General features: G+C 52.2%; 15 protein-coding genes and 1 tRNA gene. 5 read left to right on the top strand and 11 right to left on the bottom strand.

Going from position 1 to position 11,704, the window contains the following annotated elements; genetic code table 11:
* Positions 1-295 (top strand): hypothetical protein (locus tag Q7V06_RS07605; protein WP_304840213.1); only part of this gene is annotated, 295 nt, incomplete at its 5' end.
* A gap of 110 nt (positions 296-405) precedes the next feature.
* Positions 406-1,323, top strand: a complete 918-nt coding sequence (locus Q7V06_RS07610; protein ID WP_304840215.1) for an aldolase — start codon at positions 406-408, stop codon at positions 1,321-1,323.
* A gap of 263 nt (positions 1,324-1,586) precedes the next feature.
* On the opposite strand, the gene Q7V06_RS07615 is transcribed toward Q7V06_RS07610, so the two are convergent.
* From Q7V06_RS07615 to cfbA, 6 genes are all read right to left on the bottom strand, one after another.
* Positions 1,587-1,659, bottom strand: a tRNA-Glu gene (locus tag Q7V06_RS07615).
* Between the two features lie 63 nt (positions 1,660-1,722).
* Complete coding sequence (gene ilvE / locus Q7V06_RS07620; RefSeq protein ID WP_304840217.1) at positions 1,723-2,586, bottom strand: branched-chain-amino-acid transaminase; 864 nt, start codon at positions 2,584-2,586, stop codon at positions 1,723-1,725.
* A 29-nt stretch (positions 2,587-2,615) separates the two neighbouring features.
* Positions 2,616-4,001: a Ni-sirohydrochlorin a,c-diamide synthase gene (gene cfbB, locus Q7V06_RS07625; RefSeq protein WP_304840219.1), complete on the bottom strand. Its 1,386-nt coding sequence runs from the start codon at positions 3,999-4,001 to the stop codon at positions 2,616-2,618.
* Positions 4,001-5,062 carry a Ni-sirohydrochlorin a,c-diamide reductive cyclase catalytic subunit gene (gene cfbD / locus Q7V06_RS07630; RefSeq protein WP_304840221.1) on the bottom strand — a complete coding sequence of 354 codons (1,062 nt, stop codon included), beginning with the start codon at positions 5,060-5,062 and terminating at the stop codon, positions 4,001-4,003. The genes cfbB and cfbD overlap by 1 nt, the downstream gene beginning before the upstream one ends.
* 6 nt (positions 5,063-5,068) lie before the next feature.
* Positions 5,069-6,292 (bottom strand): coenzyme F430 synthase, encoded by a 1,224-nt coding sequence (gene cfbE, locus Q7V06_RS07635; RefSeq protein ID WP_304840223.1) that lies wholly within the window; start codon positions 6,290-6,292, stop codon positions 5,069-5,071.
* Positions 6,270-6,674 carry a sirohydrochlorin nickelochelatase gene (cfbA, locus tag Q7V06_RS07640; protein WP_304840225.1) on the bottom strand — a complete coding sequence of 135 codons (405 nt, stop codon included), beginning with the start codon at positions 6,672-6,674 and terminating at the stop codon, positions 6,270-6,272. Before cfbA ends, cfbE begins: the two co-directional genes overlap by 23 nt.
* A gap of 103 nt (positions 6,675-6,777) precedes the next feature.
* Here cfbA and Q7V06_RS07645 point away from each other — a divergent pair, with 103 nt between their 5' ends.
* From Q7V06_RS07645 to Q7V06_RS07655, 3 genes are read left to right on the top strand one after another with little or no spacing between them, the layout of a single operon-like run.
* Positions 6,778-7,911 carry a methanogenesis marker 9 domain-containing protein gene (locus Q7V06_RS07645; protein ID WP_304840227.1) on the top strand — a complete coding sequence of 378 codons (1,134 nt, stop codon included), beginning with the start codon at positions 6,778-6,780 and terminating at the stop codon, positions 7,909-7,911.
* Positions 7,883-8,704, top strand: coding sequence for a triphosphoribosyl-dephospho-CoA synthase (locus Q7V06_RS07650; protein WP_304840228.1), 822 nt, complete (start codon positions 7,883-7,885; stop codon positions 8,702-8,704). The genes Q7V06_RS07645 and Q7V06_RS07650 overlap by 29 nt, the downstream gene beginning before the upstream one ends.
* Positions 8,692-9,246 (top strand): DUF447 domain-containing protein, encoded by a 555-nt coding sequence (locus Q7V06_RS07655; RefSeq protein ID WP_304840229.1) that lies wholly within the window; start codon positions 8,692-8,694, stop codon positions 9,244-9,246. The genes Q7V06_RS07650 and Q7V06_RS07655 overlap by 13 nt, the downstream gene beginning before the upstream one ends.
* 15 nt (positions 9,247-9,261) lie before the next feature.
* Here the strand turns inward: Q7V06_RS07655 and Q7V06_RS07660 are convergent, their stop codons facing one another.
* The 5 genes from Q7V06_RS07660 to Q7V06_RS07680 all read right to left on the bottom strand — a co-directional run.
* The gene (locus Q7V06_RS07660) at positions 9,262-9,645 is read right to left on the bottom strand and encodes a type IV pilin N-terminal domain-containing protein (protein ID WP_304840230.1); all 384 of its coding nucleotides are present in this window, start codon (positions 9,643-9,645) and stop codon (positions 9,262-9,264) included.
* A gap of 167 nt (positions 9,646-9,812) precedes the next feature.
* Positions 9,813-10,241, bottom strand: coding sequence for a hypothetical protein (locus tag Q7V06_RS07665; protein WP_304840232.1), 429 nt, complete (start codon positions 10,239-10,241; stop codon positions 9,813-9,815).
* Positions 10,242-10,254: 13 nt separating this feature from the next.
* Positions 10,255-10,530: a hypothetical protein gene (locus tag Q7V06_RS07670; RefSeq protein WP_304840234.1), complete on the bottom strand. Its 276-nt coding sequence runs from the start codon at positions 10,528-10,530 to the stop codon at positions 10,255-10,257.
* Between the two features lie 23 nt (positions 10,531-10,553).
* Positions 10,554-10,994 (bottom strand): Lrp/AsnC family transcriptional regulator, encoded by a 441-nt coding sequence (locus Q7V06_RS07675; protein ID WP_304840236.1) that lies wholly within the window; start codon positions 10,992-10,994, stop codon positions 10,554-10,556.
* A gap of 27 nt (positions 10,995-11,021) precedes the next feature.
* A partial coding sequence (locus Q7V06_RS07680; RefSeq protein ID WP_304840238.1) for a bifunctional hydroxymethylpyrimidine kinase/phosphomethylpyrimidine kinase occupies positions 11,022-11,704 on the bottom strand: 683 nt, incomplete at its 5' end.

An 11,704-nucleotide genomic window follows, 5' to 3' on the forward strand; every position in this document is an offset into this window, starting at 1 on the left:
GGGCATCTCTGAGATGCCGTTTGGAGAGAAGGAACATTCGGTTGAAGTCTATGAGATCAATGACGATCTGATGGTTGTGACAGATGTTTCAGGCTATAATCCGGATGAGATACGGATCTTCTTTGAGAGCGGACGGCTCCATATCGTCTCTCATGAGCGTCATTCGCCGATTGCAGTGGTGGATCTTCCGCAGGTGGACCCGGACAACATTAAGATGAGCTGTATCAACGGCGTTCTCGAGGTCGTCTGCAAAAAAGACGCTGATAAGGGCCACAAGATCATCCACATCGAGTAACGGCGTGCCTGGTAACTGGTAAAATTAAATTTTTTTAATCCATCCTGATGGACGGGTTTTTGCTTCTTCCATACGTAAGCATTAATCAGGTACGGGGTGATAATCTGAGTATGACTGAGGAAGAACTCTTTTCGATCCCTCTTGACGTACCGTTTGCCGCATGCGATACCTTCATCGCAAATTATCAGAGGATGACCCGTGGTACCGGACGGATGATGCTCTTTGCCGGAGACCAGAAGATCGAACACTTAAATGATGACTTCTTCGGGGAAGGTATTCATGAGGATGATGCAAGCCCGTCTCATCTCTTCAGGATCGCGTCTGAAGGCAAAGTTGGCGTCTTTGCAACACAGTTTGGTCTGATCGCCCGATATGGCATGGATTATCCTGATGTCCCCTATCTTGTGAAACTCAACTCTAAGACACACCTCGTGAAGACGCAGCAGAAAGATCCATATAGCCCACTCCTTGTATCGGTTCAGGAGGTTGTTGATCTCAGAGACAGGACAGGTCTTGCGATCACCAGCGTCGGCTATACCATCTATATCGGTTCAGAATATGAAGGAGAGATGCTTCGTGAGGCCCAGCAGGTGATCCTTGATGCGCACCGTAACGGCCTCCTTGTCGTCCTCTGGATCTATCCCCGAGGAGCAGCGGTCAAAGATGAGAAAGACCCCCATCTGATCGCCGGTGCTGCCGGTGTGGCAGCTGCTCTTGGTGCAGATTACGTGAAGGTGAACGCACCGAAGAAAGAAGGTGCAAAGTCATCTGATCTTCTCAAAGAGGTGACGCTTGCTGCAGGGAGGACAAAAGTGGTCTGTGCAGGCGGCTCATCAATTGATGAGAAGAAGTTCTTAACCGAACTCTATGACCAGATTCATACCGGGGGTGCCGCAGGAAACGCAACCGGCAGAAACATCCACCAGAAGGGGCTTGCTGCTGCGGCCAGGTTCTGCAATGCGATCTATGCGATCACCGTTGAGGGAGCTGGCGTGGACGAGGCATGGAAGATCTATAAGAATGAGTGAGCAGGAAGCTCCAGTCAACTTTTTTTTTATAATCAGGTGCCGAATCGATACGAGATGATGTAAGCACCCCAGATTATTTTTACCTATGACCAAGTCTTTCTTTCGTAATCCTGAAAATTACCACTTCTTCAGCTCTGCCTTCAATCTCACCGGAGATCACCTGCCAGGAAAGGTGAGGAACAAAAATTACACTCAGAAAGAAGAAATGAAAACCGGCGCAAATGGCCCAGTTTTTGTTTTGGATTAAAAACCTACTGTAAGAGTGCTGATATGGGGATTCGAACCCCAGTCGTCGGCGTGAAAGGCCGACATGATTGGCCACTACACTATATCAGCGTGCAACAAAATTGCTATAAAAGGTAGACTTAGAGAAATAAAAAGGTATTGATTTAACTTTCATCAAACCGGTGTTCCTTCCTGTTCGGTGATCGTCTTGAAGGCGGCCATGATCTGCTTGGTGATAGGCCCGGGCCTGCCACTTCCGATGCTCCGTCCATCAACGGTAACGATCGGAGCAACCTCTGCAGCGGTTCCGGTGACGATCACTTCATCTGCTGTGTAGAGGTCGAAGAAGCCAAGTTCTGCTTCTATGAGTTTGATACCAAGTTTCTCTGCGATCTCGAGGAGGACATTCCGGGTGATCCCTTTCAGGTTCGTCAGGGTGTGTGGAGTGTAAATGGTCCCGTTCTTGACGATGAAGATGTTATCACCTGACCCTTCGGATATCCTCCCCTGCGCATCTAAAAAGATCGCCTCATCCCCACCCTTGTAGTTCGCCTCGATCTTTGCGAGGATGTTGTTGAGATAATTCATGCTCTTCACATTCGGCGGGAGAGCATCAGGGGCATTCCTCCGAACAGCGACGGTGACGGCAGTGAGCCCCTTCTCATAGAGATCACCATACATTGCGCCCCACTCAATGGCAACACAGATGATCGTCGGTTTTTCGCAGTGACGGGGGTCAAGTCCCATCGTCCCGATACCACGGGTGACGATCGGGCGGATATAGGCATTTGTTAAGTTATTCCGCCTGACGGTCTCTTTGATGATCTCGGCAAACTCCGCCTTGGTGATCGGGATCGTCATATCGATCGTCTTTGCCGAATCATACATCCGGTCGATATGCTCCTCCAGCCGGAATATCCTCCCGTTATAACCCCGTATACCCTCAAAAACGCCATCCCCATAGAGGAAGCCATGATCAAAGACCGAGACCTTCGCCTCCTCCTTCGGAACGAATTTTCCATCGATATAGATTTCCATGATATGGTATTGGAAAGAGGATCAATGTATTAGTTCCGCTTCGCACTCACTTCACGACAGGTCGAGATGAACGATTGGATCATACCGCTGCTTGAAACCGGATGGAGATGTGCATAACTCCCAAGAGTATTTCCACTAAGGATACCGTCATCACCACCAGATATCCCATGCCCGCGTGTGAGCCTGAAGGCGTATTTCTGACCACTATCCATCTTTATTTCACTATAATGGAACTCATGGCCACGGAAATAAGACTGACCCATCGGACCGTTGTGAGAGGAGCCTTCGATATATCCAAGCACCCGCCGGGAAGGCATAATAGTGTCACCCGGAAAGAGACCGCACATCAGGTGAGTTGACTCATCTGTCTGACCCTGCCATCCCGCCTTCTTTGTAATTGACCTGGTAAGATACATGAGCCCTCCGCACTCGGCATAGATAGGGATAGTGTTCTTTGAGGTCTCAACAACTGCCTCACGCATGAGATCGTTATGTTCAAGGGCATCTGCATAGAGTTCAGGGTAGCCGCCACCGATGATGTACCCGTCGGCATCGGGGAGGCGATCATGGACCGGGGAGAAGAAGACGGGCTCGGCTCCACCTGCGCGGAGGATATCGAAGAGATCGGCATAGTAGAAGTTGAATGCCTCATCATAGGCAATACCGATTTTGAGGTCAACAGGCATCTTCTGATCAAATGCCGGATGCGCTCTGCCGGGGTCTGCTGGTTCCTCTGCGAGCGAAGAGAGGGCATCGATATCGATGTATTCTTCAATAATACGGGTGATAAAGCCTATCCGATCAGCGAATGCATCATCCTCGCACCCCTCACGATAAGGAACGAGGCCGAGATGCCGCATCGCAAGCTCCATCTCCGGCATATTCGGCACTGCGCCTATGACAGGAATCCCGCAGTAGTGTTCGATTGCTCCTTTCAGTTTCTCAAGATGCCGCCCGCCTGTGACATTGTTTAAGATGACACCCCTGATACGAACCTCCGGATCGAAGGACTGAAAACCCTTCACGATCGCAGCGGCACTCCGGGTGATACTCTTTGCATTGATGACAAGGACGACATTCACGCCAAGTGCCTTTGCAACAGATGCGGTGCTCCCGGTATCACCGAGGATATCTGCGCCCTCATAGAGGCCCCGGACACCTTCAATGATACCGATCTCAGCACCGGATGCGGCATGTGAGTACACGCCACGGAGACCGTCATCATCAAGGACGTAACTATCGAGGTTCCGACAGGCTCTCCCGGTGACGCCGGTCAGGTATGATGGATCAATATAGTCCATTCCGACCTTGTAGGTCTGCACCGGCATATGTTTTGCAAGAATTGCGGATATGGCAAGGGTGATGCTCGTCTTCCCACATCCTGATCGTTCACCGGATATCAGGAGGGTCCGCATCACATACTCCTGAGGATTGCCCCAAACTCGGCTTCAATGATCGACCTGACACCAAGTGTCTTTGGATGGAGATCGATCTCAACCATCACATACTGGTGTCCGAGTTCCCGAAGTGGTGCTACCTGCCGGGGTCCGTTTGTGATCGAGAAGACACAGATACCTTCCGTATATTCGGCCGGCACTGCATGAGGCACACCGACGATCAGGAGAAAGTCAGGTCTTCTCCTGATGATCGCTCTGCCGATCTCATCACCAAGTGCGCCATACTCATCAAGAGCGCCAAGTATGGAGAGATCAAGCCCTCGTTCTCTTGATTCGGATAAGATCCGCTCTGCATCGCCCCGTACTTTCGGAAGGCCCCGCTCGTCAAGGTTTGCAAGATACGTAATATCTGCATCAGGTGCGGCCTCATGCAGGGCAAGGAGCTCATCCATGAACATGTATGCAGTCTCTTTCTTCGCGTTCATCACAGCCATCCCTCTCTTACCGCTCCTCGCAAGATCAAGGAGTCTGGCTGCTGCGATATGTTTCAGGTCACCACGCGACGGTTCGATATAGCGCTTTGATGCCGCACCCCGGAGCCGCTCCACCTCGTTCGCCTTTGTAAGAAGGTGGCGCTGCCTGCTCAGTTCATCGTCAGTGATCCAGCCCGTTTTAGCCGCGGGTTCGAGAGCGGCGATGACTCCGTCGATATTCTCTGAAAAGCCGGCATGAATATCCATTGCGATCGTCGGGGTGCTGATCCCTGATGAGTCGATCGCCGCCTGCATATCCTCACCGATGATCATAGAGACGCATGTCCCTACAACCGCCATCCGTCTGGGTGAGAAGGTCTCCTCAGCATACCGGAGTACATCCTCAAGGATCTTCTGGCCACCAAAGATGAATTCGTTCTCAGAGAGAGAGGTTGTTATCACCCGGAGGCCATCCTCTTCAAGGAGACGGGCATGTTTAAATGAGCAGCCCGAGGGGCCGTGGAGGATTGCGACATCGACACCGAGGTCACGGGCTGTGTACAGGGCGGCGACGATAGAGCTTGGTCTTGGTTGAATATAGTGCATCCTGGATTACCTCCATGTCTTGACTGCCAGAAGAAGAATGGTATCCGGTCTCTTCTCGCTCTTTTGTATTGCATCATGTAAGGATGTAGCCACCCGGCAATCCGGGTAGCCGGCTGTGGTCTCAGCGGGTCCTGGCAGAGAGACAATCGTTACAATCTCCGGCCGGATCTCTTCGATGGTTCGTATGATCTCGCTTTCTGCAAAGTTTTCACAGACTGCATGTTCATCCTGTCCGATGACGAGGTGGATCGGGGCATCCGGCCTGATCGCTCCTCCATATGCCGCAGCCTCACAACTTGTCTCACAGTTTGTTCCGCTGTTTGATGCATCAATGATGAGGCATCCATTCTCTTCCCTGACCTGCATCCTTCCGGGGAGGGCCTCAAATGAAGAGAGGGGGTGCGGATCAATTCCAAGAAGGCAGGCAGCTGCTGCGGCTGTCATGAGTGGGTAGCGGTACCCCTTCAGGGTCAGGAGAGGGTGTACAAATGATCCGCGGATCCCATTGTGATCATATGAGAGTGTTGTTCCCTCACAGGATACGATCTCTCCTACAGTATGCTGGTTTGGGTGATCAAGGCCGATATCTCCGGGGAGGAGAAGAGTCTTGCAGGTTTTTAAGTGTTCACACTTCGCAGCAAGTGCGGAACGCTTACCATTGGCGATCCTGTAATCGGATGCAGTGGTAAGGATTCCGAGATCCCCTCTCCCGGAGACGCCAAGAGAAGATTCTGCGATGAACCAGCCGTTTATATTCCTGGCTTCCCGAGCAGGAGCAATCAGGCTTGCCGGGGTGATGCTGGTCTTTGAAAGGAGCACTCTCCCGGGATACTGTACTGTCCCTGATGAAGTATGGAGAATACCTCTGCCCTGCATCAGGTGGGCAAGTGCATATGCTGTTGTCGTCTTCCCGCGCTCACCGGTAATTTCGATCATCAGATCCGGGAGGTTTGCTCCGATCAGGATACCCACCGCCTGGTGGTGCGTGATCACCGGCATTCCGGCATGGAGAAGAGGGTAATCAGGATCCAGATGAACCGGCGCGATACAGCAGGAGTACTGGTATTTAAGAGCGGCATCCGGGGTGATACCATCTTCTCCCCGGTATACATCCACACAGTCGACAGAATAGCCCTGCTCCCGGAGTGCGAGGGTGATTACACCCCCGCCATGGATTGTATCAAGCACCAGGAGGCGCATAAAAGGTTCAGAGGTGGTCGCGGATGGCATTCTCCGCATTTTTCAGCATCAGTTCGGCAAGGAGCGGGTCGCCACCGATCGGATCGGCATAGACGAGCGGCAGTTCTCTGCCGTTTAGGTTGACCACTCCTTTCTTCTTTCCTTCTTCAAGCCCGAGAATCCCGGGGATATCCTTTAAGATGTGAATACCCTTTGCAAGGAAGAGCGGGACGACGACGAGGAGTTCGATATCTTCATCCGCAAATGCCTGAATTGACTCCTCAACCGAGGGTTCATTCATGCTCATAAAGCCGGATTTAACGATGTATCCGTTGTTTTTTGCAGCGATAAGTGCGGCAGTGCTGTCAACAAGTTCTTTGTTGTGGGGAAGTTTGCTCCCGTGTCCGACCAGTAGTAAGCCTTTCTTAGCCATTATAGAAGAGTTGTACAACTTATGCTAAAAAGTATTATCGATCCGGATTTCGGCGGTTTGATCCAAAATACTATCCCCAATTACTTCTCATTATTATGAATCTATGATGGAGGCGTACAAAAGGTTTGAGCTCCTGATGAATCAGCAGATCGTCAGGACACCAATTGCGCTTGCATCCATGGCGGGAATCGTGGATGCGGCATATGTGCTTGAGCGTGCAGGGCATATTGGTGCCGCGTTCCTCGGGGGCTTCTCAATTGATGAAGAGACCATTCTGGCAAGCCATGATCTCGCCGAAGCAGGGCGAAAAGAGTTTTTCTTCTCTGATCCGATTGAAGGTATCCGTTCCGAAGTTGAAAAACTGAAGGGGTCCGATGTCGTCACCGGGATTAACCTGAGGGGTAAGAAACCGGAATCATTTGCCGGTCTTGCCGATACACTCGGTGACATCGCAGTGTATGAGGTCGATGCCCACTGCCGTCAGCAGCCGATGATAAAGGCGGGTGCGGGCGAACATCTCCTCTACCACCCCCATGACCTCTGCAATATCGTCAGGGGTCTTAAATCGATGGATGTATGCGTCTCAGTGAAGATCCGTGCAGGTCTCACCGATGAGCGGGCACTTGCCCGGGCACTATGGAAGGCAGGGGCCGATATTCTCCATATCGATCTGATGGATCACGGGTACCAGAAGATACGCCAGATAAGAAATTCCTGTCCCCTCCAGATCATCGCCAACAACTCAATGCATTCATATGACCGTGTGATGGAGCAGTTCTCCCATGGTGCTGATATGGTCTCACTTGCACGGAGAGCCGATCTCCACACCCTGAAAGGGCTTGACGCTGCCATACAACGGTATACCGATGAGGTCGGCTGGTACAACGCACCAAAACAGCTCTGTAGAGGCGGTGACCTCCGGGCGCTCACCTTCTGCTGTATGCCGGTGAAAGAGTGCCCCCTCATCCCTGCGCTCAAAGGAATCGGGCTTGAAAAAGCCCATTATGTTGACCTGAAGAAGAGTGCAACTGCAAATACTCCCCTCTCAGGGGGATCGCATACCTGCTTTGGAAGCCTTGCATGGTGCTGCAAGACCTCATCGCCCTGCATGTTTCGGGATATGACGCTCCAGAACCTTGGAATCTCAAAATTTGAGTATATGCAACTGAAACGGAGGCTTTCTGAGAAGATCATGGAGGAGATCTTCAGTGAAGTGCCCGCCAACGTCACGTGCTGAACTCGCACAGCTTGCGATGATGCTTGAGGTGACAGCGTTCCCAAAGCCGGGAAACGTCGATCGCTGTCATGATTACCCCGATACCAGGCTCGAACACTTCCTCGCCTCCGTCATCGCCTGCCGTCCGGCATTCGATGCGATGGAGCGAGGAGATACCGGAATTGGTGCTGCCATCTACGATGCGGTGGTCAGGACAAACTGTCACTCCGGCGGGAACACCCATTTCGGCGCATTCATCCTCCTCCTGCCGCTTGTTGCCGGTGGAGATATCAATTGCGCTCTCCGGCTGATCGCCGAAACAACCGTTGATGATGCCGTCCTCTTCTATAAAGCGTTTGCAGAGACGGAGGTCAGGGTTATCAGATCCGATGATCTTGATGTGCATGATCCGGAGTCGATCGAGCGAATCCGGAAGGAGGGGATGACGCTTTACGATCTGATGGCATATTCTGCTCCCCGCGATATGGTCTGCCGGGAGTGGGAGAACGGCTTCTCCCTCTCCCGGAGGTTTGCTGACAGACTGCATGAAATGGATACTGGTGCAAAAGGGATCAGCGCCGCCTTCATTGAGCTGATGGCAGAGGTTCCCGACACCTTCATTGCAAAGAAGTTCGGTGACGCAGTTGCCGAAGAGACGAGAGAACGGGCGGCGGCGGTCTGCCGGGGCGAGCTCTCCATCACCGCATTTGATGAGGAGTGTATCCTTGCAGGAATAAACCCGGGATCGCTTGCTGATATCGCCATCGCCGGGATCTATCTTGCACTCACGGAGGGGTGGCGATGGGACTCCTGAGAGAGGGGATCAATGAGGTGATCGGGACCACCCGTTTGAATGCTGCGCCGATGGGCGTAATCTACCGGGGAGGCAGGTACACCCTTGCCCTCTTCAAAGGGAGCCACACAGCAGAGAATATCCTTCGAGACGGCTGGTTTGTGGCTAACCTCATCTATGATCCGGTCATCTATGTCGGGACAGCGTTTGGTGATCTCTCTTTTGATGCGTTCGTCTCTCTGATGGCTGATGGAATGGAGATGCACCGGCTGAAGAGTGCCGAGGCATGGATTGCATTCCGGGCTGACGTGATCGGTGAAAGCGGTGAGGCATACAGCATCGCACTGACACCCCTGAAGGAAGAGGTGGTTATCGATGCCATCCATCCGGTGAACCGGGGGTTTAACGCAATCATCGAGGCGACAGTGCATGCGACCCGTTTTATCATGACCAATGACCCGGAGCTGGAATGGCTGATCAGGCATCATCTACTGCTTGCCCGTAAATGCGGGGGGGAGCGGGAGCGGGAAGCGGCGGGGATGATTGAGGAGTTACTAAAATAAAAGAGGGAAGAGGGATTAGAACTGTTTGTCGAATATGACCTGTTCTGAGCCATCTTGGAACGTCCCGATAATCATCAGACGTTTCCCGTTTATTGCTTTATCAGTTGTACTTATACTGCCAACAGTGTAAGGGGTATCCAACTTTGTTGAATTCTCACCATTAAGCGTATAATTTGCCTTAACCAGTGAACTCAAATCTGCTCCACCCTGCCATGTGACAACACCATATCCAGTTCCATTCTGAACAGCCGTCACACCAACAACCTTCGCACCCTGCACATTGCCGGCAAGACCGAATACAAATGCTGCAATCACTGCAGCAAGGATCACCGTGATGGCGACCATCAGGATAACACCGATGACCGGTGATACCGCATCGTCATTTCTCTTCATCGTCATAATAATTCACCTCATGCCACCGTAAATCCTGAAAGGATTGGTGGTCATAAGCACTCATTGCCACAACGACTATATAAATACTACTGAAGTCCCGGACCACTCCCGGATATTTACTTCAGGAGGGGGCGAATAAAATTATATTTCCATAAATACAATAATAGTAACTATTATTTCCCGCTCCAGCACCTGATCTCCTCCTCTCTCTCAATGATCTCCCATCCGGTGAGCACTCCTGCAAGGAGACCCCGGAGATACCCAAGTGCAATATCCGGGGTAAAAAAGCCCAGATCAGAAGAATGGGCAAAATCCTTTCGAATAACCACATCCCGATCCCCCCGCAGTTCATACGGCACCCCGGCAGTCAGGAGAAAGCTCTCGATCAGGGTGATCGGGTCCTCGTCAGGTATGCGGGCGGAGAGGTTCTTTCCGTCATCGTACCCAAGAGCATACGCATGGCGAAGGACCGCCTCGCGTACAATTGGTGAAGGGTCGTGGGCGAGGCGGGAGAGGAGGGGGTCTGCAATCCGGTTCTTCCCAAAGAACCTTGAGGTCTTGCTGATCGTCCAGTCCCGTGCAAACACTGATCCAAGCCCCATCTCATATCCTCATTTACCGGATGACCCCTGAGATCATACACCCGATACCTGCAATCTGGAGAAGCCGGGCGATCACAATCGAATAGTACGAAAATGTTCCTGTCCCCTCCACCATCACAACCATATCGGAGAAGACGATCCCGATGACAAGGAGGAAGAGACCCAGATTAAATAGAAGGAGCGTCTTATCCTTCACCCGCGTGTATGAGAGGTACACAAGCACATTCAGTACCGCACCCATCAGGAGCGTGATTACCGCAAGCGATCCATGGAGAATCTCAAATGCCATCGTAAACCTCTATTTCAGACCATTCATCCAACATATGTCTGCTCCTTGATCTTTCGAACCGCCAGAATAGTGTTCACCTCACGAACCCCGGGAAATGCAGTCAGCGGATGGATCAGATCCGTCTTCAGTTCGGACGTATCAGCCGTCACCACCTTCACCAGATAGTCATTCGGCTCAAGGACCTCAAAGACCTCCCGAACCGTCTGTTTTCCCCGTAAAAAGAGGATCAGGTCATCTGCTGCATCCAGATCGACCTTGATTGAGAGGAATGAAACAAGTCGTCGCGGAAAGAACTCCGGGTTCACCGAGATGGTGAACCGCTCGATCACACCCTCCTGCTTCAACCGCTCAATCCGTTTGAAGACCGTGGACGGGGCGATGGAGAGCCGTTTGCCAAGATCCGCTAACGGTACCTTCGCATCCCCCATCAGCGCGTCAAGGATGGCATGATCGGTCGCATCCATTACGGAGATGATGGTGAGTGGAATAGATTAATCGTTCGGTTTGCTTCGGATGGGAACGCCATTCCAGAACGGGTCCGGCACCCATCCGGTCTCTGATACGCGGATCGCATGCCGGATCGCACCGTCGATGAACCGTTTCGCACCCGAAAACGCTTCATCCGGGGGAGCACCGGAGCCGATCCCGGCAGCAAGTGCAGATGCAAAACAGCATCCCGAACCATGGACAGAATAGGGGTAACGGGGAGAAGTCAACATGATCTCTCGCTTCCCATCAAGATAGAGATCAGCCGCATCCCCCGATACAAGATGCCCACCTTTGATGATCACAGCCTCAGCACCCATCGCGAGGAAGACCGACCCCGCCTCCCGCATATCGTTAAGTGTTGCAATCGGAGCGATACCGGTCAGAACCTCTGCCTCAGGGATATTTGGTGTAACGACCGTGGCACGCGGGATCAGACCCTCGATCAGCAGTCTCTGTGCATCTTCTGAAAGCAGACGATGACCACTTGTCGAGACGAGCACCGGATCGAGGACGAGCAATGCATCTGATGGGACCGAATCGATCACCGCCTCGATCACCCCGACATTCCCAAGCATCCCGGTCTTCCATACACCAACGGAGAACTCCTCACAGAGTGTTCTTATCTGGGCAGAGACCGAATCAGAGGACTGTATCCAGGCACCTGCGACACGCCCGGTATTCTGGG

It is taken from the genome of Methanocalculus sp. (genome assembly GCF_030651615.1).
GTDB lineage: Archaea > Halobacteriota > Methanomicrobia > Methanomicrobiales > Methanocorpusculaceae > Methanocalculus.

Bases quoted from the DNA above. Each gene is read 5' to 3' on its own strand.
- Q7V06_RS07610 (WP_304840215.1), top strand. From the start codon at position 406: ATGACTGAGGAAGAACTCTTTTCGATCCCTCTTGACGTACCGTTTGCC.
- ilvE (WP_304840217.1), bottom strand. From the start codon at position 2,586: ATGGAAATCTATATCGATGGAAAATTCGTTCCGAAGGAGGAGGCGAAG.
- cfbB (WP_304840219.1), bottom strand. From the start codon at position 4,001: ATGCGGACCCTCCTGATATCCGGTGAACGATCAGGATGTGGGAAGACG.
- cfbD (WP_304840221.1), bottom strand. From the start codon at position 5,062: ATGCACTATATTCAACCAAGACCAAGCTCTATCGTCGCCGCCCTGTAC.
- cfbE (WP_304840223.1), bottom strand. From the start codon at position 6,292: ATGCCATCCGCGACCACCTCTGAACCTTTTATGCGCCTCCTGGTGCTT.
- cfbA (WP_304840225.1), bottom strand. From the start codon at position 6,674: ATGGCTAAGAAAGGCTTACTACTGGTCGGACACGGGAGCAAACTTCCC.
- Q7V06_RS07645 (WP_304840227.1), top strand. From the start codon at position 6,778: ATGATGGAGGCGTACAAAAGGTTTGAGCTCCTGATGAATCAGCAGATC.
- Q7V06_RS07655 (WP_304840229.1), top strand. From the start codon at position 8,692: ATGGGACTCCTGAGAGAGGGGATCAATGAGGTGATCGGGACCACCCGT.
- Q7V06_RS07660 (WP_304840230.1), bottom strand. From the start codon at position 9,645: ATGACGATGAAGAGAAATGACGATGCGGTATCACCGGTCATCGGTGTT.
- Q7V06_RS07665 (WP_304840232.1), bottom strand. From the start codon at position 10,241: ATGGGGCTTGGATCAGTGTTTGCACGGGACTGGACGATCAGCAAGACC.
- Q7V06_RS07670 (WP_304840234.1), bottom strand. From the start codon at position 10,530: ATGGCATTTGAGATTCTCCATGGATCGCTTGCGGTAATCACGCTCCTG.
- Q7V06_RS07675 (WP_304840236.1), bottom strand. From the start codon at position 10,994: ATGGATGCGACCGATCATGCCATCCTTGACGCGCTGATGGGGGATGCG.